Annotated in this window: 20 protein-coding genes and 2 riboswitches; of the genes, 6 read left to right on the forward strand and 14 right to left on the reverse strand. The window is 69.6% G+C overall.

Annotation, left to right across the window (positions count from 1 at the left end):
* Nucleotides 1-121: 121 nt before the first annotated feature.
* The 6 genes from DIE16_RS09690 to DIE16_RS09715 form a co-directional block, all read right to left on the reverse strand.
* Nucleotides 122-574 carry a YaiI/YqxD family protein gene (locus tag DIE16_RS09690; RefSeq protein ID WP_044843557.1) on the reverse strand — a complete coding sequence of 151 codons (453 nt, stop codon included), beginning with the start codon at nt 572-574 and terminating at the stop codon, nt 122-124.
* Nucleotides 575-658: 84 nt separating this feature from the next.
* Nucleotides 659-1267, reverse strand: a complete 609-nt coding sequence (locus tag DIE16_RS09695) for a VWA domain-containing protein (RefSeq protein WP_124892196.1) — start codon at nt 1265-1267, stop codon at nt 659-661.
* A 68-nt stretch (nt 1268-1335) separates the two neighbouring features.
* The gene (locus DIE16_RS09700; protein WP_124892197.1) at nt 1336-2424 is read right to left on the reverse strand and encodes an ATP-binding protein; all 1089 of its coding nucleotides are present in this window, start codon (nt 2422-2424) and stop codon (nt 1336-1338) included.
* Nucleotides 2421-6233: a cobaltochelatase subunit CobN gene (gene cobN / locus DIE16_RS09705; RefSeq protein WP_124892198.1), complete on the reverse strand. Its 3813-nt coding sequence runs from the start codon at nt 6231-6233 to the stop codon at nt 2421-2423. The genes DIE16_RS09700 and cobN overlap by 4 nt, the downstream gene beginning before the upstream one ends.
* A gap of 6 nt (nt 6234-6239) precedes the next feature.
* On the reverse strand, nt 6240-7328 hold the full coding sequence (gene cobW / locus DIE16_RS09710) for a cobalamin biosynthesis protein CobW (RefSeq protein ID WP_124570484.1): 1089 nt from the start codon (nt 7326-7328) through the stop codon (nt 6240-6242).
* Nucleotides 7329-7353: 25 nt separating this feature from the next.
* Entirely contained in the window at nt 7354-8412 is a 1059-nt protein-coding gene (locus tag DIE16_RS09715; RefSeq protein WP_124892199.1) for a HoxN/HupN/NixA family nickel/cobalt transporter, read from the reverse strand.
* Nucleotides 8413-8596: 184 nt separating this feature from the next.
* A riboswitch (cobalamin riboswitch) is annotated at nt 8597-8860 on the reverse strand.
* 131 nt (nt 8861-8991) lie between these two features.
* Nucleotides 8992-9228: riboswitch (cobalamin riboswitch) on the forward strand.
* A gap of 109 nt (nt 9229-9337) precedes the next feature.
* On the opposite strand from DIE16_RS09715, the gene cobA reads away from it, so the two are divergent.
* Genes cobA through DIE16_RS09735 form a run of 4 tightly spaced genes read left to right on the forward strand, consistent with a single transcriptional unit; the run spans nt 9338 to nt 12466 of the window.
* On the forward strand, nt 9338-10147 hold the full coding sequence (gene cobA / locus DIE16_RS09720) for a uroporphyrinogen-III C-methyltransferase (RefSeq protein ID WP_185500366.1): 810 nt from the start codon (nt 9338-9340) through the stop codon (nt 10145-10147).
* Entirely contained in the window at nt 10144-10521 is a 378-nt protein-coding gene (locus DIE16_RS09725; protein WP_124892200.1) for a cobalamin biosynthesis protein, read from the forward strand. Before cobA ends, DIE16_RS09725 begins: the two co-directional genes overlap by 4 nt.
* A gap of 34 nt (nt 10522-10555) precedes the next feature.
* Nucleotides 10556-11158, forward strand: coding sequence for a cob(I)yrinic acid a,c-diamide adenosyltransferase (gene cobO / locus DIE16_RS09730; protein WP_044843565.1), 603 nt, complete (start codon nt 10556-10558; stop codon nt 11156-11158).
* Nucleotides 11159-11161: 3 nt separating this feature from the next.
* Nucleotides 11162-12466, forward strand: a complete 1305-nt coding sequence (locus DIE16_RS09735) for a cobyrinate a,c-diamide synthase (RefSeq protein ID WP_124892201.1) — start codon at nt 11162-11164, stop codon at nt 12464-12466.
* Between the two features lie 35 nt (nt 12467-12501).
* On the opposite strand, the gene bamE is transcribed toward DIE16_RS09735, so the two are convergent.
* Together bamE and DIE16_RS09745 are read right to left on the reverse strand one after the other, a co-directional pair.
* A complete protein-coding gene (gene bamE / locus DIE16_RS09740) occupies nt 12502-13041 on the reverse strand; it encodes an outer membrane protein assembly factor BamE (protein WP_124892202.1) in 540 nt (179 codons plus the stop codon).
* Between the two features lie 251 nt (nt 13042-13292).
* Entirely contained in the window at nt 13293-14456 is a 1164-nt protein-coding gene (locus tag DIE16_RS09745; protein WP_124485510.1) for a M20 aminoacylase family protein, read from the reverse strand.
* A 354-nt stretch (nt 14457-14810) separates the two neighbouring features.
* Between DIE16_RS09745 and DIE16_RS09750 the strand changes: the two genes are divergently transcribed.
* Entirely contained in the window at nt 14811-15881 is a 1071-nt protein-coding gene (locus tag DIE16_RS09750; RefSeq protein ID WP_124892226.1) for a type IV toxin-antitoxin system AbiEi family antitoxin, read from the forward strand.
* Nucleotides 15850-16755, forward strand: a complete 906-nt coding sequence (locus tag DIE16_RS09755; protein WP_124892203.1) for a nucleotidyl transferase AbiEii/AbiGii toxin family protein — start codon at nt 15850-15852, stop codon at nt 16753-16755. Before DIE16_RS09750 ends, DIE16_RS09755 begins: the two co-directional genes overlap by 32 nt.
* Before the next feature lie 42 nt (nt 16756-16797).
* Here the strand turns inward: DIE16_RS09755 and DIE16_RS09760 are convergent, their stop codons facing one another.
* The 6 genes from DIE16_RS09760 to DIE16_RS09785 all read right to left on the reverse strand — a co-directional run bounded on the left by DIE16_RS09760 (nt 16798) and on the right by DIE16_RS09785 (nt 23390).
* Nucleotides 16798-17220: a PIN domain-containing protein gene (locus tag DIE16_RS09760; protein WP_124485512.1), complete on the reverse strand. Its 423-nt coding sequence runs from the start codon at nt 17218-17220 to the stop codon at nt 16798-16800.
* Nucleotides 17217-17483, reverse strand: a complete 267-nt coding sequence (vapB, locus tag DIE16_RS09765; protein ID WP_124667003.1) for a type II toxin-antitoxin system VapB family antitoxin — start codon at nt 17481-17483, stop codon at nt 17217-17219. Before vapB ends, DIE16_RS09760 begins: the two co-directional genes overlap by 4 nt.
* A 277-nt stretch (nt 17484-17760) precedes the next feature.
* Complete coding sequence (locus tag DIE16_RS09770) at nt 17761-18777, reverse strand: GNAT family N-acetyltransferase (protein WP_124892204.1); 1017 nt, start codon at nt 18775-18777, stop codon at nt 17761-17763.
* The gene (locus tag DIE16_RS09775) at nt 18777-19616 is read right to left on the reverse strand and encodes a formyltransferase family protein (RefSeq protein ID WP_124485516.1); all 840 of its coding nucleotides are present in this window, start codon (nt 19614-19616) and stop codon (nt 18777-18779) included. The genes DIE16_RS09770 and DIE16_RS09775 overlap by 1 nt, the downstream gene beginning before the upstream one ends.
* Nucleotides 19617-19702: 86 nt before the next feature.
* A complete protein-coding gene (locus DIE16_RS09780) occupies nt 19703-21967 on the reverse strand; it encodes a TonB-dependent siderophore receptor (RefSeq protein ID WP_124892205.1) in 2265 nt (754 codons plus the stop codon).
* A 46-nt stretch (nt 21968-22013) separates the two neighbouring features.
* Complete coding sequence (locus tag DIE16_RS09785; RefSeq protein ID WP_124667007.1) at nt 22014-23390, reverse strand: lysine N(6)-hydroxylase/L-ornithine N(5)-oxygenase family protein; 1377 nt, start codon at nt 23388-23390, stop codon at nt 22014-22016.
* Nucleotides 23391-23419 lie beyond the last annotated feature (29 nt).

Genomic DNA, 23419 nt, shown 5'->3' on the forward strand with positions numbered 1-23419 from the left:
CTCCGGTGGGTCGTTCGCGCCACGACATCGATGCCGGGGCAGCATCCGTATTCTGCCGTAGCGGACGGTTCGACGCGAAACCGGTGGCGTATCGCACGATCGACGCGCGGGGCCTGATGTGTCACGGCTTGCCGTGGCGTGCCAGGAACCGGTCGAGCTGCGACGCGAACGCCTTGCCGTCGCGTGCGCTGAACGGGGCCGGCCCGCCCGTATCGATGCCCGCGCTGCGCAGCTGATCCATCATCGCGCGCGTCGACAGGCGCTCCTCGATGTTCTCGCGGCTGAACCAGTTGCCGCGCGGGTCGAGCGCATGCGCGCCCTTGTCGAGGACGGCGGCGGCCAGCGGGATGTCGGCGGTGATCACGAGATCGCCGGCTGCCGCGAGCTCGACGATCCGCGCATCGGCCACGTCGAAGCCGGCCGGCACCTGCAACGCCTTGATGAAAGGCGACGGCGGCGTGCGCAGGAACTGGTTCGCGACCAGCGTCACGCAGATCTCGGCGCGACGCGCGGCGCGAAACAGCATGTCCTTGATGACGGCGGGACACGCGTCGGCATCGACGAGTACTTGCATGGAAGGCATTCCGGTGAGTAGAAACGGCGATCATAGCGCAGCGCCGGCAATCGGCCCGCCCGGCCCGCGCGCCCGAGCACCGGATCAGCCGACCAGCCGTGGGCACAGCGACGCGGCCGTCATCCATTGCGCGCCCCATGCATCGGCGAGCCGCCTGCCCTGCCCGATCCGCACGGCTGCATCGTCGAAATCGACGAACACGACGTGATCGGCGGCCGCCGGTTTCGGCGGTGTTTCGCGCGTGCGCCCGTCGGACAGCACCCACAGCCAGCGCTGCTGGTCCGGCGTGCGCCGTGCGGCGCCGGCGAGCAAGTGTGCGGCGGCGGCGATGCCGTCCGCAAGCGGCGTGCCGCCGCCGCCGTCCACCGGCTCGAGCCAGCGCGCATTCCACCAGCGCGGCACGGCCGGGCCGAAGCGCCGCTCGGCGCCGTTGCCGCCGAAACAGATCAGCGCGGTTGCCACGCGGTCGCGCGCGGCCTGGTCGAAGTACGCGACGATCAGCCCTTTCGCGAGCGCGAGCCGTTCGTGCGACAGCATCGACGCCGAACAGTCGAGCACGAAGCAATGGAGTGCGCGCGGCGTGCCGACCTGCTTGCGAAAACGCAGGTGGTCGGCGTGCAGCGGGCCGCCGCGCTTCGCGGCGAGCGTCGCCGGCCATGCAACGGCCGTGCCGGCATGCACCGTACCCGGCACGCGCGCGGCGGCGCCTAGCAGCCATCGAGGACCGCGAACGGTGTTCGCGGCGGCGTCGGCTCGATGGCTCAGCGTTTTTTTAGCGGCAGCGGCACCACGCCTTTCACGTCGCGCAGTCCGGCGGGCTCGGTCGGCAGGTAGCCCCAGTCGCCTTGCGACGCCGTTGCATCGTTTCGTGCCGCGCCCGGTCGATGATCGGGCTGCCGGCGCAGGTCCGGCGGCGCAGGGTCGTCGCGGTCGCCGCCGCCCTCTGCATTCGACTGCGACGCGCCCGACGACGGCGGCGCACCCGCATGACGCCGATGCCGCAGCACCGCGTCGGCCACGCGTTCGACATCTGACACCGTCACCGCGTCGGCCTGTTCCAGCGCCGCGAGCGCGCGCGCGGCCCGCAGCATCACGAGGTCGGCGCGCAGGCCGTCGACGGCCGCGTCGATGCACAGCGCGCTGACGCGCGCGTGAACCGCATCGTCGAAATCCAGCGTCGACAACTTTGCCCGCGCCGCGTGGATGCGGTCGCGGAGGTCGCGCTGTGCAGTCGCGTGACGTGCGCGAAACGCATCCGGATCGAGATCGAACGCGAGGCGCGCCTTCACGATCTGCTCGCGCTGCGCGGCGTCGAAGCAGTTCGAGAGCTCGACCATCAGCCCGAAGCGGTCGAGCAATTGCGGGCGCAGTTCGCCTTCCTCGGGGTTCATCGTGCCGACCAGCACGAAGCGCGCGTCGTGCGCATGGGACACGCCATCGCGCTCGACCACGTTTACGCCGCTCGCGGCGACGTCGAGCAGCGTATCGACGAGCCCGTCGGCGAGCAGGTTCACCTCGTCGACGTACAGCACGCCGCGATGCGCGCGCGCGAGCAGGCCCGGCCGGAAGCGCACGCCGTTTTCGGCGAGCGCATGCGCGAGATCGAGCGTGCCCGTGACCTGCTCGTCGCTCGCCGACAGCGGCAGCGTGACGAATGCCCCTTCGGGCAGCAGTTCGGCGAGCGCGCGCGCGGCGGTCGATTTCGCGGTGCCGCGCGGCCCGCTGACGAGCACGCCGCCGAGCGACGGGTCGATCGCCGCGAGCAGCAGCGCCTGCTGCAGCGGTTGCTGCGCGACCAGCGCCGCGAACGGGAACACCGCGCGTGCGTGCTGCGTCGTCGGATCGGTCATCGCCGTCCTCCTTCCTGAAGTTGTTCGCTGTCGAGCCAGACCGCTTCGATCCGCTCGCGATAGTCGCCCGGCTGCTGCCACAGCCCGCGCTGCATCGCTTCGACGAAGCGTTCGCAGATGCCGTGCAGCGCCTTCGGGTTGTGGCGTTCGAGGAACGCGCGCGTGTCGTCGTCGAACAGGTACGCGTCGGCGACGAGCGCGTACTGGTGGTCCGACAGCACGCGCGCGGTCGCGTCATAGCCGTACAGGTAGTCGACGGTCGCGGCCATTTCGGCCGCGCCCTTGTAGCCATGGCGCTTGACGCCGTCGAGCCATTTCGGATTGACGACGCGCGAGCGGATCACGCGCGCGATCTCCTCGCGCAGCGTGCGCATCTTCGGCGCGGCCGGGTTCGCATGGTCGCCGTGATAGATGCTCGGCTGCTGCCCGGACAGGTGCCGGACGGCCGCCGTCATCCCGCCCTGGAACTGGTAGTAGTCGTTCGAATCGAGGATGTCGTGTTCGCGGCTGTCCTGGTTCTGCACGACCACGTCGATCGTCGCGAGCCGCTCGCCGAACACGTCGGGCGCGGGCTCGCCCGCGCTGTTCTGCGCGTATGCGTGGCCGCCCCACTGGCGGTACGCATCGGCGAGATCGGCGTCGCTCTGCCAGTGGCGCTGGTCGATCAGGTCCTGCAGGCCGGCGCCGTAGCTGCCCGGCCGCGCGCCGAACACGCGCCAGCCGGCACGGCGTCGCGCTTCGTCCGGCGCCACGCCCCGCTCGATCCACGTTGCGCGTTCGCGCTCGACGCGCGCGCGGATCGGGTTCAGGGCCTCCGGCTCGTCGAGCGCGGCGACGGCCTGCACGGCGGCGTCGAACAGGTGCATCAGGTTCGGGAACGCGTCGCGGAAGAAGCCGGACACGCGCAGCGTCACATCGATGCGCGGCCGGTCGAAGATCTCGATCGGCAGGATCTCGAAGTCGGTCACGCGATGGCTGCCGTGCGCCCATTTCGGCCGCACGCCGAGGAGCGCGAACGCCTGCGCGATGTCGTCGCCGCCGGTGCGCATCGTGGCCGTCCCCCAGACCGACAGCCCGATCGCGCGCGGATAGTCGCCGTGATCCTGCAGATGACGTTCGATCAGCTGCTGCGCGGATTTCAGCCCGAGCGACCACGCGGCCTGCGTCGGCACCGCGCGCGTATCGACCGAATAGAAGTTGCGGCCCGTCGGCAGCACGTCGGGGCGGCCGCGCGACGGCGAGCCGCTCGGCCCCGGCGGCACGAAGCGGCCATCGAGCCCGCGCAGCAGCTGGCGCATTTCCTCGCCGCCGCACGCGTCGAGCGCGGGCATCAGCGTCGCGCGCACGCGTTCGATGACGGCGAGCGTATGCGGCCAGTCGCCGGGCGGCGTCGTGCCGATCCCGGAAGCGCCGGACGTGCCGGCCGCACACACGCCGTCGAGCCACTGCTGCGCGAGCCGTTCGAGCCGCTCGCGCGTGTCGCCCGCATGGCGCCACGGCGATGTGTCGAGCGCCTGCAGCACGGCCGGCCGCGGGCCCGTCCACGGCGCGGCCCAGTCGGCCGCGAGCGGATCGAAATCGTCGCCGAGCGCGAGATCGCGCGCGAGCGCGCCGATCAGCCCCGCACGTTCGCCCTTGCCGTCGCCGACCGGAAAGCGCGCGAGCGCGAGCAGCGTGTCGCGGCGCTGACGGTCGGCCGGCGACGCGCCGAACACATGCAGCCCGTCGCGAATCTGCGCTTCCTTCAATTCGCACAGCCACGCGTCGACGCGTGTCAGCAACGCATCTTCGTCGCCCGCATCGCGCGGCGGCGACACGCTCAGTTCGTCGTGCAGCCGGTGTTCGGCGATCGTCGCGAGGATCGTCTTGCGCAGCAGCTTCGCGCGCCGCGCATCGACCATCAGCGCCTCGTAGTATTCGTCGACCTGCCGTTCGAGATCCTGCAGCGGGCCGTAGTTTTCCGCGCGCGTGAGCGGCGGCATCAGGTGATCGACGATCACCGCCTGCGCGCGGCGCTTCGCCTGGCTGCCCTCGCCCGGATCGTTGACGATGAACGGATACAGGTGCGGCAGCGGCCCGAGCGTCAGGTCGGGCCAGCACGCGTCGGACAGCGCGACGCTCTTGCCCGGCAGCCATTCGAGGTTGCCGTGCTTGCCGAGGTGGATGACCGCGTCGATGCCGAACGCATCGCGCAGCCAGAAATAGAACGCGAGGTACGCGTGCGGCGGCACGAGATCCGCGTCGTGGTAGCTCGCATAGTCGTTCTCGCCGCGCGAACGCGACGGCTGGATGCCGACGAACACGTTGCCCGCGCGCCAGCCGGCGATCGTGAAGCGCCCCTGCCGCAGCGTCGGATCGGCTTCGGGCGGGCCCCAGCGTGCGTTCAGCGCGTCGCGCACGGCGGCCGGCAGTCGCGCGAAATGCGCGACGTAATCGGCCAGCGCGAAACTCTGGAACGCCGGGCGCAATGCGCGCACGGCCGGGTCGTTGGTCACGCCTTCGGTGAGCCGCGCGATCAGCGCGTCGCCGTCGGCCGGCAGGTCGGCCACGCTATAGCCCGCGTCGCGCAGCGCCGCCAGCACGCGCAGCGCGGACGCCGGCGTGTCGAGCCCGACGCCGTTGCCGATCCGCCCTTCGCTTTGCGGATAATTCGCGAGGATCAGCGCGATGCGCTTGTCGGCAGGGTCGAGCGTGCGCAGCCGGCACCAGCCGCGCGCGAGCGCCGCGACGAACGCGATCCGTTCGGCGTCCCGCTGGTAGCGCACGACGTCGACTTCGGTGTGCGGACAACGATATGCCAGCCCCTTGAAGCTCACCGCGCGGGTGACGATGCGCCCGTCGACTTCGGGCAACGCGATGTGCATCGCGATGTCGCGCGCGTGCAGCCCCTGGTTGTCGGCGACCCACGCGTCGCGGTTGCCGCCGGACAGGATCACCTGCAGCACCGGCGCATCGCCGGCGAGCACGTCGGGCTCGGGGCTGTCGATCGCGCCGGCCGCGAAGGCCGTGGTGTTCAGCACGAGCGCGACACCGTGCGTGTCGCACAGCCGCGTGATGACCTCGCGGCTCACGGCATCCTTCAATGACGTGACCGCGATCGGCAGCGGATTGAGCCCTTCGCGCACGAGCGCATCGGCCAGCGCGTCGAACACGACGGTGTTCGCGGCCTGCCAGTGCGCGCGATAGAACAGGATCGCGACGACGGGCGCGCCGGGCGTCCAGCGCGGACGCCAGTCGTCGACGCTCGCCGGGTCGCGCGCCGGGTGATACAGCGCGGCGGCCGGCAGCGGGCGCGGCAGCTCGGGTTCGTCGCCGACCCCGAGCGTATGGAACGCGATGCTGCGCAGCAACGCTTCGGCGTTGTGCATCCCGCCTTCGCGCAGATAGCGCCACCACAACCGGCACAGGTCCGGCGCGACCGTGCTCTTCGCGACGAGGTTCGGATCTTCCTGCAGGTCGCCCGAGAACATCGCGAGCTGCTGCCTGCGTTTCGACGCGAGCGACACGGCCTGTTCGATCCCGTACGGCCAGTACGCTTCGCCGCCCAGATGATCGATCACGACCGTCTTTGCATGACGCAGCACGTCGTCGACATAGAAATCGACCGACGCCGGCTGCCGCAGGAACGTGACGTTCGCGAGCCGCACGCTCGGAAAGCCGGCCGGCAGCTTCGGCACGACGCTGGCCAGAAGCGACAGCGTCGTGTCGGCCGAGCTCAGGATCACGATGTCAGCCGGCTGCTGGTCGATCCGGACGACACCCTGCGTATCGTCGACGAAGCCGCCCGGCGTGGTGCGCAGCAGATGCATCGTGCGTTACGCCTGTTGCGGCTCGGCCGCGCACGCGACGTCGAACGCGCGCTGCAGCGCGGCCGCGTCGAGATCCTCGCCGATCAGCACGAAGCGGCTCGCACGCGGTTCGCCGTCCTGCCAGCGACGGTCGAAATAGCTGTCGAAGCGACGGCCGACGCCCTGGATCACGAGCCGCATCGGCGCATCGGGCAGCGCCGCGAAGCCTTTCGCGCGGTAGATCGTGTGCGTCTCGACGACACGCTGCAGCGCGGCGATCGTCGCCTCGCGCGAGCCCGCGTCTCCCGACACCACCACCGAATCGAATTCGTCGTGGTGATGGTCGTGATCGCCGTCGTCGGCCGAGCCGTGATGGTCGTGCCGCAGGTGGATCGTTTCCTCCGATGCCGATTCGAGGCCGAGCAGCATCGCGAGGTCAAGCTCGCCGCGCGTCGCGCGCACGATCTTCACCTGCGGCGGGATCTCCTCGCGAATCGCGGCTTCGACCGCGGCGAACTGCGCGTCGGCGACGAGGTCGGCCTTGTTCACGATCACGAGATCGGCGGACGACAGCTGGTCGGCGAACAGTTCATGCAGCGGCGATTCGTGGTCGAGGTTCGGATCGGCGCGGCGCTGCGCGTCGACGGCCTGCGGGTTCTCGGCGAACTGGCCGCTCGCGGCGGCCGGCCCGTCGACGACGGTCACGACCGCGTCGACCGTGAAGCTGTTGCGGATCGTGGGCCAGTTGAAGGCCTGCACGAGCGGCTTCGGCAGCGCGAGGCCCGACGTCTCGATCAGCACGTGATCGATGTCGGCGCGGCGCTCGACGAGCGCTTCCATCACCGGATAGAACTCCTCCTGAACGGTGCAGCACAGGCAGCCGTTCGCGAGTTCGTACAGCTGGCCCGACGCTTCGCTGCGGGCGCCCTCGGCATCCTCGCAGCCGATCCCGCAGCCCTTGAGGATTTCGCCGTCGATGCCGAGCTCGCCGAATTCGTTGACGATCACCGCGATGCGGCGGCCTTCTGCATGCTGCAGGATGTGGCGCATCAGCGTGGTCTTGCCGCTGCCGAGAAAGCCCGTGACGATCGTGACGGGAAGCTTGCGTAGGGTCATGGTGGGTCCTGTATCTAAGAGGGAGTCAGGCCGAGAGCGTCACGTCGATCTCGTCGTAGCGTTTGAGGCGGTAGATCGCGGCCGATACGATCCAGCACGCGACGAACAGGCCGATCACGACGTAGCCGAGCATGCCGAAATGCGATGCGACCATCGTCGCGAAATCCCATACCGGGCCCTGCAGCGAGAGTTTGTCCGCGAGCAGCGCGAGCACCTCGATGCCGCCGATCAGCGCGGCAACCAGCACCGACACGAACGTGATCGTCATGTTGTAGTAGATCTTGCGGATCGGCCGCACGTACGCCCAGCGGTACGCGCCCATCATCAGGATGCCGTCGGTCGTGTCGACGAGCGTCATGCCCGCGGTAAACAGCACCGGCAGCGCCATCACCGACCAGAACGACAGGCCGCCCTGCACCTGCGTGGCCGAAATGCCGAACAGCGCGATCTCGGTCGCGGTATCGAAGCCGAAGCCGAACAGGAAGCCGACCGGATACAGGTGCCAGCTGCGCGACACGAGGCGGAACAACGGCCGGAACAGGCGGGCCAGCACGCCGCGCTGGTTCATCAGCATGTCGAGGTCGGCGTCGACGATCGGCTCGCCGCGGCGGGCCGCGCGAAACGTCCGGTACACGGAGATCAGGATCAGCAGGTTCGCGGCCGCGAGCACCAGCAGGAAGAACGCCGACACGCTCGTGCTGATCACACCGCCCCAGGTCTTCATGCTCTCGAAGCGCGCGAGCGACGCCGCGGTCAGCGCGACCGCGACCGACATCACGATCACCACCGTCGAATGGCCGAGCGAGAAGAACAGGCCCGCGCCGAGCGGGCTGCGGCCCTCCTGCATCAGCTTGCGCGTGACGTTGTCGATCGCGGCGATATGATCTGCGTCGACCGCGTGGCGCAGCCCGAACACGTAGGCGAGCAGCGCGGTACCCAGCAGCACGGGCTGGTCGCGAAACGCGATGAAGGCCCAGATCCACGCGCCGACGTTGAATGCGACGAGCAATGAATAGATCGCGGCGATTTTGCCGCGCAGCCCGGACGGGCTGTCGTTGAACAGGCGGAAGAACGAGTCGAGCATGATGCTCCTTTGCGAACGGTCGACATGATGAATGCCAACACGGCCGTCGTCGGCCTGCCCGCGGAGCTGACCGTTCTTCGCCCCGGCCCGCACGCGTGCAGCGGCTGACGGATCGGCGAAGGAAGGGCAACGCCCGGGCGTCCGGCGAACTGCGGCCGTGGACGATGCGCCGCCTCCCCGCGGCGCTGAACCCCAACGTCTCGGCCGGTATCCGGGCTGACGAACACGCCGCTTCGCCTTCCCGGATGCGCGGCATCCAGTGGCGGTCGTCCGCATGCGGCAGGCATGCGGCGAAGCGGCGCTGCATCGCGCTGGGCGCGACGCGTTCGCTTACCGTTGCGGGGGCAGCACAGGTTGGCCCGACTGCGGCGCAGGCAGGCTCCCTGTTTCCCGTTTAACTGCGCGCGCCGGAGGAGCGCGCGCGAGCACCGAAACGCGTGCGAGTGTAGGCGGCGGTGCGGGGAGCGTCAAGGTAAAGGCGGAACGGCCCGCCGCGGCGCGTCCGGCGTGGTGGCGGCATCGCGCCGGGGGCGCTTGCGGCGCCCGCGCGGCGGGTTCGCGCGGGCCGACCGCTGTGCTATCGTATGCGCCGCGTTCGGTGCTCGCATGCGCATTCCGCGCACGCAGTTAAACGGGAAACAGGAGGCGGAAGTCCGCCCGGCCTGTGCTGTCCCCGCAACGGTACGCCGCCCGCGCGCCGCGGTTCCCCCCGCACGCGCCCAGGCCGCCCGCGATGCCACTGCCCTTCAGCGGGCGGGAAGGCTGCGGCCTGGCAAGCGGCCAGCCCGGATACCGGCCGACGCAAGGGGCGAGCCCGCTGCTCGCCGAACGCCCGATCCGCGGGGGACGGATGGGGTGCGCTTTCCGCCCGCGTTCGCGCGGGCTTCGCCCAATCCGTCATGCCTTGCCTGTCCGCCGGCCGCCGATGCGCCGCTCGCTGTCCCCTTTCCACTGCCACGACACGGTGTGCGCCGTGCCGCGTCCGATGAGCCGCGCCTGGCTCGTCGGCGCCGGCCCCGGCGACGCCGATCTGCTGACGCTGAAGGCCGTGCGCGCGATCGCCGCGGCCGACGTGCTGCTCGTCGACGATCTCGTGAACCCCGATGTATTGCGCCATGCGCGCGCCGACGCGCGCATCGAGCACGTCGGCAAGCGCGGCGGCCACGCGTCGACGCCGCAGGAAACGATCGTCGCCGCGATGCTCGCGCACCTGCGCGCGGGCCGCAGCGTCGCGCGGCTCAAGGGCGGCGATCCGTTCGTGTTCGGCCGCGGCGGCGAGGAGCTGCTCGCGCTCGGCGCGGCGGGTTTCCCGGTCGAGGTCGTCAATGGCATCACGGCCGGTATCGCGGCCCCGGCCGCGCTCGGCATTCCGGTCACGCATCGCGGCGACGCGCAGGGCGTGATCTTCGTCACGGGCCACGGCGCGGGCGCCGACGAGCCCGACTGGCGCGCGCTGGCCGCGACGCGGATGACGATCGTGATCTACATGGGCATACGCCGGCTCGACACGATCGTGGCCGCGCTGCGTGACGGCGGCGTGCCCGGCGACATGCCGTGCGCGGCGATCGAGAACGCGACGCGCGACGGGCAGCGGCACGCGCTCGCGACGCTCGACACGGTCGTCGAACGCGTGGGCGCCGCCGGTATCGGCTCGCCCGCGATCGTCGTGATCGGCCGCGTCGCGGCGCTCGCCGGCGATCCGGCGGTGCGCGCGGCGCTCGGCGGCAGCGCATGATGCGCGTCGCGCTCGGCGTCGGTTTCCGCGCGGGCGTGACGGCCGCGCAACTCGATGCCGCGATCCGCGCGGCGCTGGCGCGCTACCCGGGCGCCGAGCCGGCCGTCGTCGCGACGCTCGCCGACAAGGCGCGTGCCCGGCCGTTGCGCACGCTGTGCGCACGCCGCGGCTGGCCGCTCGTCGCGTTCGACGCGGCGCAGCTCGCGCGGTGCCCCGAACCGGCCTTGAGCGGCCCGTCGGCTGCGGCGCTCGCGCGTTTCGGCGTCGCGGGCGTGGCCGAGCCGTGCGCGCGGCTCGCGGCGCCCGACGGCCGGCTGCTCGGCCCCAAATCCATCCGGGACGGCGTGACGGTCGCGCTCGCCGGCCCGCTCTGAACCTTTTGTTTCGCTTTCGACAGGACGATTCCCGATGAAGACCGATGCCGAATCCCATCAGCGGATGACCGAACGCCGCCGCGCCGGCCATGAAAAGAAGCAGGCTGCCGCTACCCAGGAAAAGGGCCTGCTGATCGTCAATACCGGCAACGGCAAGGGCAAGAGCACGGCCGCGTTCGGCATGGCCGTGCGCGTGCTCGGCCATGGCATGCGGCTCGGCGTCGTGCAGTTCATCAAGGGCGCGCTGCACACGTCCGAGCGCGACTTCCTCGGCGCGGTCGCGCAATGCGACTTCGTGACGATGGGCGACGGCTATACGTGGAACACGCAGAACCGCGACGCCGACATCGCAACCGCGCGCAAGGGCTGGGACGAGGCGCGCCGGATGATCGAAAGCGGCGAGTACCGGATGGTGATCCTCGACGAGCTGAACACCGTGCTGAAGTACGAATACCTGCCGCTCGACGAAGTGCTCGCGACGCTCGTCGCGCGCCCGGAATCGGTGCACGTCGTCGTCACCGGGCGGCATGCGCCCGATGCGCTGATCGACGCGGCCGACCTCGTCACCGAAATGCGTCTCGTCAAGCATCCGTACAAGGAGCAAGGCGTGAAGGCGCAACCCGGCGTGGAGTTCTGAGCGATGCCGGCCTGCCCCGCGCTGTTCGTCAGCGCGCCCGCGTCCGGCCAGGGCAAGACGTCGGTGACGGCCGGCCTCGCGCGGCTGCACCGGCGGCTCGGCCGGCGCGTGCGCGTGTTCAAGACCGGGCCGGATTTTCTCGATCCGATGCTGCTCGAACGCGCGAGCGGCGCGCCCGTGCACGCGCTCGACCTCGGCATGGTCGGCGAAGCCGGCTGCCGCGCGCTGCTCGCCGATGCGGCGCGCGACGCGGACCTGATCCTGATCGAAGGCGTGATGGGGTTGTTCGACGGCACGCCGAGCAGCGCCGATCTCGCGGTCGCGTTCGGCGTGCCGGTCGTCGCGGTGATTGCCGCGAAGTCGATGGCGCAGACGTTCGCGGCGATCGCGTTCGGGCTCGCGCGGTTCCGGCCGGAGGTGCCGTTTCACGGCGTGCTGGGCAATCGTGTCGGGTCGCCGCGACACGCGGAACTGCTGCGGCAGGCGCTGCCGGACGACCTGCGCTGGCTCGGGCACGTGCCGGCCGATGCGGGCATCGCGCTGCCGGAACGGCATCTCGGCCTGCACCAGCCGGCCGACATCGACGATCTCGACGCGCGGCTCGAGCGTGCGGCCGACGTGCTCGCGCGGACGGCGCTCGCCGAATTGCCGCCGGCCGTCGCGTTCGCGGAACCGGACGTTCACGCCGCGCTGCCGCGCGTGCTCGCCGGCAAGCGGATCGCGATCGCGCGCGATGCCGCGTTCTCGTTCATCTATCCGGCCAATCTCGCGCTGCTCGACGCGCTGGGTGCGCAGCTGCGGTTCTTTTCGCCGCTTGCGGACGAACCCGTGCCCGACGATTGCGACGCGCTGTTCCTGCCGGGCGGCTATCCGGAACTGCATGCGGCGGCGCTCGCGGCGAATGCCGTGACCGCGCGGACGATTCGCGCGCATGCGGCGGCCTGCCTGCCGATCGTCGCGGAATGCGGAGGGATGGTGTATCTGTGCGAATCGCTGACCGACGTGGACGGCGCGACGACGCCGATGCTCGGACTGTTGTCAGGCCATGCGACGATGCAGCGCCGGTTCGCGGCGCTCGGGATGCAGCAGCTGGACACGCGCACCGGGCCGATGCGCGGTCATACGTTTCATTATTCGCGGCTCGATACGCCGCTGGCGCCGGTGGCGACGGCTGCGCGGCCCGACGGCGCGCCCGGAAGCGGCGAAGCCGTATATCGCGCGGGCCCGATCGTCGCGACCTACATGCACATGTACTGGCCATCGAATCCGGAGATGGCAGCCGCGCTGTTCGGCGGCACGGTATTCTGACGAAAAATACCCCGGGACACCGCGCGGCCGCGCGGTCAGGGTTTTTCGCGGCCCGGCGCTTCCGAGCGCGAAGTCCGGATCACGGTGCCGTCGGGGGAGAAATGCGCGTTGAACATCGCGTCGCCCGATACGCCGCCCTCGGCCCAGTGCCAGCTCCATACTTCCTCATGGCTCAACGCGTATTGCGCGACCTCGGTCGGCTTGCCGAGCAGTTGCCGTACGTCGTCCTTCGACATCCCCGGCACGACCTTCGCGATGTTCGCCGCCGTCAGCGCCTGCGTGATCGACACGAGCCGGCCGTCGGGCCCGAAATCGAGCATGTACGTGCTCGTGCCGTACGGGCCGCGCGGATATTCGAAGCGCTGCGAGCCGTCGTCGCCCTGCCGGACCATCTCGGGCTTGCCCGCCTGGCGCGGCACGTCCTCGGTCGTCGAGACGCCCGGCTGCAGATTGCCGAACGCCATCGGATCGGGCTTGATCGCATTCACCGCGTCAGCCACCTTCTGGTCGTCGCATCCGGCCGCCAGAACGCCGACCGCGCAAGCCGTCAGCACGGTCAGAAACTGTTTTCGCATGTCGTCCACACCTGTATTCATCGAGCCGATCCGGCGTCGCGCGCAGCGTAGCACGCGGCCCGTGCCGTCGATGTCAAGGAGCGTCAAATTCAGCGCGTGAGCGCTTTCCAATGGAACATGAGCCTGGGCGAGGGTTTGCGGTAGCTCTTGTGTAGCGCCTTTGGCGCGTTTCCAATGCGTCCCGCGCGGCCGGTGTCATGGCCGCGCGGGCGTGCACCGGGCGGCGGTGCCCACGTCGATGCGCCGCGGCGTCACACCAGGAAAGTCTCCGCCAGCTTGACCCAGTACGATGCGCCGATCGGCAGCGCCGCGTCGTTGAAGTCGTAGCCGGGGTTGTGCACCATGCAGCCGCCCTCCCCGTCGCCGTTGCCGATGATCAGGTAGCAGCCCGGCCGCTTCTCGAGCAGGAACGCGAAATCCTCGCTGCCGGTGAGCGGCACCATCCCGTCGATCAGGTTCGCTTCGCCGACCCACCCGCGCGCGACGCCCCGTGCGAACGCGGTCATCTCCGCATCGTTGACGAGCACCGGATAGCGACGCTGGTAGTCGATCGTCGCGGTCGCGCCGAACACGGCCGCCTGCGCATGAACGACTTCCTTGATGCGTGTCTCGAGCAGGTCGCGCACCTCGGGCTTCAGCGCGCGAACGGACAGGCGCATCTGCGCACGGTCGGGAATCACGTTCGGCGCCTCGCCCGCGTGGATCGCACCGACCGTGACGATCGCCATGTCGAGCGGCGATACGTTGCGCGAGACGATCGTCTGCAGCGCGATGACGATCTGCGCGCACACGACGACCGGGTCGATCGCCTTGTGCGGCACCGCGCCGTGGCCGCCGCGCCCCTGCACGTCGATGGTCACGGTATCGGACGACGCCATGAACGGCCCCGGCAGGAAGCCGAACTTGCCCGTCGGGAAGCCCGGCATGTTGTGCATCGCGAAGATCGCGTCGCACGGGAACTGCTCGAACAGCCCGTCGTCGAGCATTTTCTTCGCGCCGCCGAGCCCTTCCTCGGCCGGCTGGAAAATCAGGTTCAGCGTGCCGGAAAAGCGGCGCTCGCGCGCCAGGTGCTTCGCGGCCGCGAGCAGCATCGCCGTGTGGCCGTCGTGACCGCACGCGTGCATCTTGCCGGGGATCGTGCTCTGGTACGGCAGGCCGGTCGACTCGTGGATCGGCAGCGCATCCATGTCGGCACGCAGGCCGAGGCGCTGCGTGCCATTGCCCACCTTCAGCTGCGCGACGACGCCCGTGCCGCCGAGCCCGCGCTGCACCGTGTAGCCCCACGCCTGCAACTGCCCGGCGACGAGATCGCTCGTCGCGAATTCCTCGAAGCCCAGTTCGGGGTGGGCATGAATGCGGTGCCGGATCTCGATCATTTCGTCGGCGAGGCCTGCGGGGATCACGCTGTGCGTCACGGTGTCGTCTCCTGGGTTCCGTGGGGAATGTGCAGGCAAGGATAGTCGGTTGAGCGGCAACCGGACAGACAGAAAGTCGTCGCGGCGACAACCTGGAGTTGCCAGTCTGCTCGCCGGCACACGACGAATCGCACGGCGGGAGGAAGCTGGCCATTCGGGTGACTGCCGGCCACGATCGGGATGCGCGACACTGCGAGTTCGTCTTGATTTCTCAGGTGGGAGTGCACGTTGAGTTCCGTTCGTCATTCCGGAATAATCTCGCCTTATCAAAGAGTTGAGCGTTCGTGTTCATTTTTTGACGGTTGTACATTTTTTGTGTACGCTGGCAGAAAAGTGAACAAGCGATCCATCCCGATGCCCGAGAACGCCACCCTGCCGATAGCGGAACAGCACGTGCTCGACGAAGCCTGCGCCGCGTTCGAACGCGCGACCCGGCACTTCCATGCGCGGCCCGTGCGCGTGCCGGCCGCCTATGAAGCGCATGCCGACGCGATGATCCGTTTCGCCATTGCCGGGCAGGCCTTCGAGATGCCGGCGGCGGTGAGCATCGGGGTCGAATCGGTGCAGGACGCACGCGCGGCGCTGCGCCGGCGCGGCGGCGCCCCGCTGCCCGGCGAGCGGCCGCTGATGCTGGTTGCGCCGTACGTATCGGTCGAGCTGGCTGCCCGCCTGACCGATCAAGGCATCCCGTTTCTCGATACGGCCGGCAATGCGTGCCTGATCCAGCCGGAAGCGACCGTGATGATCGCCGGCCGGCCGAAACCCGCCCGCACGCCGCGCCGGCAGGCATCGCGCGCGACGACGCCCAAGGGGCTGGCCGTGATGTTCGCGCTCGCGACGCAGCCGGGCCTCGTCGCGCAACCGTACCGGGCGATCGCTGCCGCGTCGGGCGTCGCGCTCGGCACGGTCAATCTCGCGATGGACGACCTGCTCGCGCGCGGCCTTGTCGCGCAGCGGCGCAACGGCGAACGGCTGATGCCCGACTGGCCGCGCTTCATGCAGGAATGGGTCGCACTGTATCCGAGCCGCCTGCGCGCGAAACTGCCGGCCCGGCGGTTTGCCGCGCTCGCGCCCGACTGGTGGCGCGGCTTCGATTTCGCGGCATTCGACGCGCGGCTGGGCGGCGAACCCGCGGCCGACTTGCTGACGCACGACCTGAAGCCGGCCGCGATCACCGTCTATACGCATGGCGCCGTGTCGAACCGCCTGCTGCTCCAGGCACGCCTGCGCCCGGACGAGCGTGGCGACGTCGAGCTGCTCGAAGCCTTCTGGCCGCCGTCGCCGGCGCTCGACTGGCGCGAGCAGGACGTGCCGCTCGTGCCGCCTCTGCTGATCTACGCGGATCTCGTCTCGTCCGGGGACAGTCGCAATCTCGCCGCCGCCGAACACATCCATGACCGATACCTCGCCCGCCCGCCCGCTTGAAGTCGACGCGCGCCGGCCGCTCGAGCCGGCGGCGGTCGCGCTGCTGCAGGCGGTCCGCGCGGCCTGCGCGCAGCTCGACGCGGCATTCGTCGTCGCCGGTGCGACCGCGCGCGACATCCTGATGTGGCATGTCCACGGCATCCGCCCGGTGCGTGCGACGCGGGACGTCGACGTCGCGGTGTGCGCGGTGAGCTGGCCGTTTCACGAACGGCTCGTCGATGCGCTCGTCGCGACCGGGCAATTCGCGCGTGCGCCGAAGCATCGGCAGAAACTGCTGTTCGACAGCGGGACGCAAGGCTTTCGCACGGAACTCGATCTCGTGCCGTTCGGCCCGCTCGAAACGCCGCCCGGCGAAATCGCGTGGCCGCCTGGCGGCGATTTCGTGTTGAACGTGCTGGGCTTTCAGGAGGCGATCGATACGGCGCTGGTCGTGTCGATCGCGGCCGACGTCGCGGTGCCGGTGGCGAGCCTGCCCGCCCTTGCGCTGTTGAAGTTGCTCGCGTGGAAGGACCGGCGCGCGCGCCAGAACAGCGACGCGTACGACCTGTTGTTCCTGCTCACGCATTTCCACGACGCAGGCAATCGCGAGCGCATCTGGGAGGTGGCGCCCGACCTGCTCGAGCAGCACGGTTTCCAGCCTGAGGTGGCGGCGGCTGCGCTGCTGGCGCGCGATGCGCAGCGGATTGCTTCGCCGCAGACGTACGATGCGATCCGCGCGCTGTTGTCCGACGAAGCAATCTACGCGACGCTCGGGCAGGATCTGCAGGCCCGCGCGTTCGCGCTGCTGCCGGGGGAATTCAGCGCTGACGCCGACCGGTATCTCGACGCGTTCCGCAGCGCCTTCCTCGCGGATCCGCCTGTTCCTCGCGCGTGACGTGCGACCGCGCGGGCGCCACGCCATCGCGCATTCACGACCTCAGGCCGAGGCCGCCCAGTCTTCGAGCGACAACCCCGCGACGCGGCCGAACTCGCGACGATTGTTCGTGACGAGCACGGCACCGGCCGCGATCGCGTGACCGGCGATCGACGCATCGTTTGCGCCGATCGGCGTGCCGCGCGCGGCGAGGTCGGCGCGAATCGCCGCCGTTGCATCGACCGCCGCGGTATCCCACGACAGCACGCCGTCCAGCCGAGCGACAAAGGCCGTCACGAGTTCCGCATGCTTCGGCGATGCCTTTCTGCCGACCGCGCCGAACCGCATTTCCGCATAGGTAATCGCCGACACGACGATCCGGTGCTGCGCATTGACGCACGACTGCAGCCGGGACAACACCACGGACGGTCGCTCGCGCATGATCAACGAACAGATGTTCGTATCGAGCATGTAGAGCGTGGTCACCGGCCCGACTCCGTCGGTGCGGCGTCATCGGCGCCGGACAAGTCGAAACGGCCGGATTCGACGACAGCCTGGCGCTCGACGAGGAGGTCGGCATCGGCCAGCGGTTCACTCGCGAGCGACAGCCACGTCGGCCGCACCGGCCGCAGCAGCAACGTGTCGCCCTCGCGGCGGATCTCGAGTTCCGTCACCCCCTCGAATTCCATGTCCTTCGGGATGCGGATTGCCTGGTTACGGGCGTTCTTGAAAATGGAAACGGTGCGCATGAGCCACTCCAATGGAGTACGATGCACCCACTCTAGGCATATGCCGGCATATGTCAATATCGGGCGGCGCTGATGCGGGATCGCGCCTGATGCTGTCGCGGGTGTGCTTGCCATGTCGTCACGACCTGTCTGCGATGAGGGAGCGACCATTCTTCCTCATGCCGCCCACCCGATCCATATCCCGAACGGCCGATGCGCGCCCCCTGCAAGCCGCGCGAAACGTCGATGCTTGCGAATCGACGTATCGACGAATCGACGCCTCGCGCCCCCGTCCCCGTCACGGCAACCGGAAAGTGTCGAAGAATGTTTCGCGCTCCATCACGGTAAGCGCCGCGCGCTTGTGCGGGAAATCGAACTCCTTCAACGTATGGAACCCGAGCCGGTGCATGTACGCGATATGCCGCACGTGATCGACGCGCGGCTCGCCGACGAGCCGCTGCGTGCGCGGTTCGTCGACGAACATGTAGTGCAGCACCCCGCTCCACCATGCATGCAGCTTGCCCGCGCTCTGGAAGCGCGAGTCGCCGATCAGCAGGTGCAGCCCGCGATCGTAATCGTGCGCGTCGTAGAACGGCGCGAGGCGGTCCTCCTTCGCCCAGTAGAACTCGAAATAGCCGAACGGCGTGTCGTCGAAATAGCCGATCATCGGATGCATGTGCGGATCGGCGAGCCGCTCCGCGAGATACGCGGCGTGCTCGTCGAGCGTGCCGCGCTGATCCCAGAAATGCGCGACGCGATCGAGGTTCATCCAGTCGCTGAACAGCTGCGCATGTGCAGCGATGTCGACGGTGCGCAGGCTGAACGTCATCCCGACCTGCGGCATGTAGCGCGCATAGATCTCGCCTGCCGGCGACGGCGGCCGCACCGGGTGCCGGTGGCCGTTCGTGATCGTGTAGCGCAGCGGCATCCCGCCCGACGCGGGGGCCTTCAGCCACGGCCGCGGGTTCTGCCAGAACGTCGCGCGCGATGCGGTGACGCGCAGCCGGTCGCCCGCGATCCGCGCGCCGTCGATCACGCCTTCGCGCACCGCGCGCGCGACGTACGACGCGACGGCCGCCGGATCGGCGCCGCCGAGCGGCACCGACACCGTCGCCGCGTCGTGCCGCGTGTCCGTGTTGAACAGCGCGACGAATTCCGCGAGCAGCGCCGCCGGCGGATCGCCGGGCCGCCACGCGTCGAGCGTGCACTCGACGGCGGGCGGTTCCTGCCCGTGCGCGGCGCCGTCGCGTGCCGCGGCCACGTCGCCTTCGACCGCGTCTGCCGCGTTGGCCGGTTTCGTCAGCGTGTCTTCCATCACAGTGCTCCCGCGTCGTGGCGGTCGGCGAGGATGTGCAGCCCCCGCTCGAGCGCCGGAAACAGGCTGCGCTGGAAGTTGTTCCAGCGCAGTTCGAGAATCGTGTCGTCCGGCGCGATCGGCGTGTCGAGCACGTCGCAGATCACCTCGCCGGAATCGATGCCGTTGTCGACGTAGTGGAACGAGGCGCCCGTCATCGTCACCGGTTCGACGCGCGAGGTCGCGCCGCTCGCCCAGTCGACCCGTTCGCCGCGCGCGCCGTGCAGCGCGTCGAGCGTCGCCCACGCACCGCGCCGCTGGTACGGCGAAGCGTCGGCCGTAATGCCGGGGTGGATGTTCGCGATGCGGCGGTGAAAGCGCGCGCCGGGACGCACGAGCTCGTCGAGGATCACGAGCAGCCCGTCGAGCACGACCACGTCGGCGTCGAGTTCGAGCAGGCGTTCGAGCAGGCGGCGCTCGAACGCTTGCTTGCCCGTCACGCGCTCGCGTGCGTCGCGCGGCAGCCGGCGGTACGTCGATGCAATCGTGCAGAACAGTTCGTCGACCGGCCGGCCCTGCACCGTCAGCCCGTCGGGCAGGATCCACGGGCGGCCCGGCGTGCGCGCGAAGCCGTAGTCGGCGACCTTCGCGCGGTCGGCCGGCGAGCCTGCGTCGTCGTCGACGATCACGCCCTTGAGCGCATAGCGTTCGCCGAGCGGCGAGTCGTTCAGGCGCTCGACGAGGAATTCGAGCGGCGCCTTCATGTAGCGCGTGCCGCCCCGGTAGGCGACCGGCTGGCCGGCGCGATCGGCCGCGCCGTTGCGCAGCGACTGGATGTAGACGAGATTTTTCTTCGGCATGGAGGCGTCGTGGAAAAAACGGACGACGGCGCCGCGGCCCGCCCGCGCCGGCCCGAAGGCCGGCCGGCGCGCCGCGGCGCGCGGCGTCACCAGTTGTATTTCGCGGTGGCGAGCACCGTGCGGTCGGTCCCGAAAATGCAGACGCTCGTCGACTGGCAACCGCTGATGTAGTGGCGGTTGAACAGGTTCGTCCCGTTCACGGCGAAGCGCCAGTTGCGCGTGTCGTAGTGCACGCCCGCGTCGAACAGCGTGTAGCTCGCGACCGTCAGCGAGTTGTCGGCCGCACCGGCCGACGCGCTCTGGTAACGCACGCCGGCGCCCAGGCCGAAGCCCGTGAGCGGCCCCGTGTGCCACGTCCAGTCGGCCCACAGCGACGCCATCTGGCGCGGTCGCGGAATGTCGACCGGCCAGTTGTTCAGCGATGCGTCGTTCGCCTTCACGTTCTTCACGTCCTGGTAGACGTAGGACGCGATCAGCGACAGGTTCCGCGTGAGCTTGCCGGTCGCGTTCAGCTCGATCCCGCGCGAGCGCACTTCGCCCGTCTGGACCGACGTCGTGCCGGACGGATCGAGATTGAGCGGCGTCGACGTGAGCACGTTGGTCTGGTTGATCTGGTAGATCGCCGCGCTCAGCATCAGGTTCTTGCCGGGCGGCTGCCAGCGCAGGCCGGCCTCGATCTGCTTGCCGCGGGTCGGCTGCGGCAGGCCGCCGCCGTACAGGTTCACGCCGATCAGCGGGTTGAACGACGTCGCGTAGCTGACGTACGGCGACAGCCCGTAGTCGCCCTGGTAGGTGAGGCCCACGCGGCCGGTGAACGCACTGATGTCGGCCTTCGACTGCGTGCCGCCCTCGCGGTCGTCCATCCGCTGGTTGACCCAGTCCTCGCGGCCGCCGAGCGTCAGCGTCCAGCGGTTCCACTTGACCTGGTCCTGCACGTACAGCCCGAACGTGTTCATCGTCGTGTACGTGTTGGTGCGGTACGTGGTATTCGGCGGCGAGAACACGGACAGCGTGACGGGCGTGTAGACCGGGTTGTAGATGTTCAGCGTCGGCGCGGCGGCCAGCCATTCGCTGTCGGTCGCGGTCTGCCGGTTGTACTGGAAGCCGAGCAGCAGCGTGTGCTCCAGCGGCCCCGTGCCGAAGCGGCCCTGCAGGTTGTTGTCGATGTCGAAGCGGCTGTAGTTCGTCTGGAACACGCCGGCCCAGCGGTTGATGTCGGTCAGGCTGCCGTCCGCGAAGCCCGCGCCGAACACCGAGCCGTTGTCGAGCGACAGGTGCATCCAGCGCACGTTCTGGCGGAACGTCCACATCGAATTCAGATTCCGCTCGAACTGGTAGCCGAGCGACCACTGCTTCTTGCGGTAGTAGTTGAAATCCGGGTCGCCGCCGTAGACGTCCTTGCTGAGCTGCCCGTTCGGGTTCGGCAACACCGTGCCTTGCGCCGGCAGGAAGTTCGACGAGATGTCGCCCCAGTCCTGCAGGTAGGTGGCGGACAGCGTCAGCGACGTATCCGCGTCCGGGCGCCAGCGGAACGACGGCGCGAGCGCGACGCGCTGGTCGTTGTTCGGGCCGGTCAGCGCGTTGCCGTCGCGCGCGACGCCGACGAACCGGTACGCATACTTGCCGTCCGCATCGAGCTTGTCGCCGACGTCGATCATGAACTGCTTGCGCGCATAGTTGCCGAACTGCACGCCGGCTTCGCGCACGCGCTCGCCGTCGGCCGTCTTGGTCTGCACGTCGATGATCGCGCCCGGGTCGCCGGCGCCGTACAGCACCGACGTCGGCCCGCGCAGCACGGTGATGCTGTCGATCATGTACGGATCGACGCGCCAGCTCGACAGGTTCAGCGTGTTCGGCACCTGCAGGCCGTTCACGTACGCGGTCGGCGTGAAGCCGCGCAGCGCCGCGTACCAGTCGGAACGGTTGTCCGAGCCGTACGACGAGAAACCCGGCACGTAGCGCAGCGCCGCGTTCACGTCGGTCGCGCCGGTCATCTCGATCTGCTGCGCGGTGACGATGTTGATCGTCTGCGGGATTTCGTTGATCGACGTATCGGTCTTGGTGCCGGTCCGGCTGCGCCTCGCGACGAGCCCGACCGTGCCGTCGCCTTGCGAGCCCGCGTTGACGTTGATCGCCGGCAGCGTGCCGGACGTCGAGCCATTCTGCGCGCCGGTCGACGTGCTTGCCGCCGCACTAGCCGCCGCACCGTTCTGCGCACCGCCGGCCGACACCGCGGCACCTGCGTTCACGGCCGGCGCCGTCTGGGCGTATGCATGCCCTGCCGCCATCCCGAACGCCACGCTCGCCGCGGCTGCGATCGCACGCACACGCGTGCCTGTTGCCCACTCCATCTTTCTCTGCTCCACTTTCTTGATGCGGTCTCCGACCGCGCCTTTGTCAAAGAGCGAAAGCCATGCGGCCCGCGCTCGCCCCGTTTTGGTGTCGTTGTTCATGCAGCGCCCGGACCGCCCCGTCGTCATGGCCGGGCGCGATCCCTTCCTCGAGCGACGCGCAGATCTCGTCCGCGCGGCGCGCGAGGACCGACAGCAGCGTGTCGGACAGGCCGTGGCTGTCTTCGCAGCAGCCTTGCAGGTAGATGCGCGGCGCGAAGTGCTCGGGCGTCGCGAGCAGGTAGTCGCGCGTGACGTCGCCGCGCGTGAGCGCATCGCCCAGGTGCGGCGCGAGTCCTTCGAGCAGCGCCGAATGCGTGTCGCGCCGGTAGCCGGTCGCCAGCACCAGCGCGTCGAAGCGTTCGACGTGCGTCGCGCCGCTCATCCGGTCGCGCAGCGTCAGCTCGATGCGGCCGTCGGCGGTGCGCACCGCGGCCTCGATCGCGCTGTTCGCGCGCAGCGCGTGACGCGGCGTGCCGTCGATGCGCTGCAGGTACAGCATTTCGTAGATCTGCTCGATCAGCGGCCGGTCGACCACCGCGTAGTTGGTGTCGCGATAGCGCTCGAGCAGCGCGCGGCGCGCGTCGTGCGGCTGCGCGTAGACGACGTCGGTGAACGCCGGGCTGAAGATCTCGTTGACGAACGGGCTGTCGTCGGCCGGTTTCAGTGCGCCCGCGCGCATCACGAGGCTCGCGTCGACGTGCGGGAAGCGGCGCGCGAGGTCGATGAACACCTCGGCCGCGCTCTGCCCCGCGCCGATCACCGCGACGCGACGGCGCTCGCCGTCCGGCGATGCGACCAGCCGGTCGATGTCGGTCAGGTAGGATGACGAATGGATCACGCGGTCGCGACCGAGCGCGGCGAACGCGTCCGGCACCGCCGGCGTGCCGCCGACGCCGACCGACAGCGCACGCGTCACGCGCTGGCGTTCGTGGCCGGCCGCATCGCGCGACAACACGCGCAGCGCGTCGACGCGCGCGCCGTCGCCGCGCACGGGCTCGATCGCCGTGACGGTTTCGCTGTAGTGGACGTGTTCGTCGAACGCGCCGGCGACCCAGCTCAGGTAGTCGTGGAATTCGACGCGGGTCGGATAGAAGTTCTTCAGGTTGACGAATTCGTTCAGCCGGCCGCGTTCGAACAGATAGTTGATGAACGTGTAGCGGCTCTTCGGATCGCGCATCGTGACGAGATCCTTCAGAAACGAGATCTGCATCCGGCAGTCGTCGAGCAGCATGCCGCGGTGCCAGCCGAATTCCGGCTGGCGTTCGACGAAGCAATGCGCGAACGGACGCGTGCCGTGGCGTTCCGCGAGGCGCACGGCCAGCGCCAGGTTCGACGGCCCGAAGCCGACGCCGATCAGGTCGAATACGGTTTCTCTCTGCATGTCTCTCAGCTCCCTTGTCGGTGAAACCG

The sequence above is a fragment of the Burkholderia sp. Bp9090 genome (assembly GCF_003857985.1).
In the GTDB taxonomy this organism is placed as follows: domain Bacteria; phylum Pseudomonadota; class Gammaproteobacteria; order Burkholderiales; family Burkholderiaceae; genus Burkholderia.

Excerpts from the sequence above, each read along its gene's own strand:
- DIE16_RS09775 (WP_124485516.1), bottom strand. The coding sequence starts at position 19,616 with ATGCCGAAGAAAAATCTCGTCTACATCCAGTCGCTGCGCAACGGCGCG.
- DIE16_RS09690 (WP_044843557.1), bottom strand. The coding sequence starts at position 574 with ATGCAAGTACTCGTCGATGCCGACGCGTGTCCCGCCGTCATCAAGGAC.
- DIE16_RS09750 (WP_124892226.1), top strand. The coding sequence starts at position 14,811 with ATGCCCGAGAACGCCACCCTGCCGATAGCGGAACAGCACGTGCTCGAC.
- DIE16_RS09785 (WP_124667007.1), bottom strand. The coding sequence starts at position 23,390 with ATGCAGAGAGAAACCGTATTCGACCTGATCGGCGTCGGCTTCGGGCCG.
- DIE16_RS09735 (WP_124892201.1), top strand. The coding sequence starts at position 11,162 with ATGCCGGCCTGCCCCGCGCTGTTCGTCAGCGCGCCCGCGTCCGGCCAG.
- cobA (WP_185500366.1), top strand. The coding sequence starts at position 9,338 with ATGCGCCGCTCGCTGTCCCCTTTCCACTGCCACGACACGGTGTGCGCC.
- DIE16_RS09780 (WP_124892205.1), bottom strand. The coding sequence starts at position 21,967 with ATGGAGTGGGCAACAGGCACGCGTGTGCGTGCGATCGCAGCCGCGGCG.
- DIE16_RS09755 (WP_124892203.1), top strand. The coding sequence starts at position 15,850 with ATGACCGATACCTCGCCCGCCCGCCCGCTTGAAGTCGACGCGCGCCGG.
- bamE (WP_124892202.1), bottom strand. The coding sequence starts at position 13,041 with ATGCGAAAACAGTTTCTGACCGTGCTGACGGCTTGCGCGGTCGGCGTT.
- DIE16_RS09700 (WP_124892197.1), bottom strand. The coding sequence starts at position 2,424 with ATGACCGATCCGACGACGCAGCACGCACGCGCGGTGTTCCCGTTCGCG.
- cobO (WP_044843565.1), top strand. The coding sequence starts at position 10,556 with ATGAAGACCGATGCCGAATCCCATCAGCGGATGACCGAACGCCGCCGC.
- DIE16_RS09725 (WP_124892200.1), top strand. The coding sequence starts at position 10,144 with ATGATGCGCGTCGCGCTCGGCGTCGGTTTCCGCGCGGGCGTGACGGCC.
- DIE16_RS09770 (WP_124892204.1), bottom strand. The coding sequence starts at position 18,777 with ATGGAAGACACGCTGACGAAACCGGCCAACGCGGCAGACGCGGTCGAA.
- cobW (WP_124570484.1), bottom strand. The coding sequence starts at position 7,328 with ATGACCCTACGCAAGCTTCCCGTCACGATCGTCACGGGCTTTCTCGGC.
- cobN (WP_124892198.1), bottom strand. The coding sequence starts at position 6,233 with ATGCATCTGCTGCGCACCACGCCGGGCGGCTTCGTCGACGATACGCAG.
- vapB (WP_124667003.1), bottom strand. The coding sequence starts at position 17,483 with ATGCGCACCGTTTCCATTTTCAAGAACGCCCGTAACCAGGCAATCCGC.
- DIE16_RS09715 (WP_124892199.1), bottom strand. The coding sequence starts at position 8,412 with ATGCTCGACTCGTTCTTCCGCCTGTTCAACGACAGCCCGTCCGGGCTG.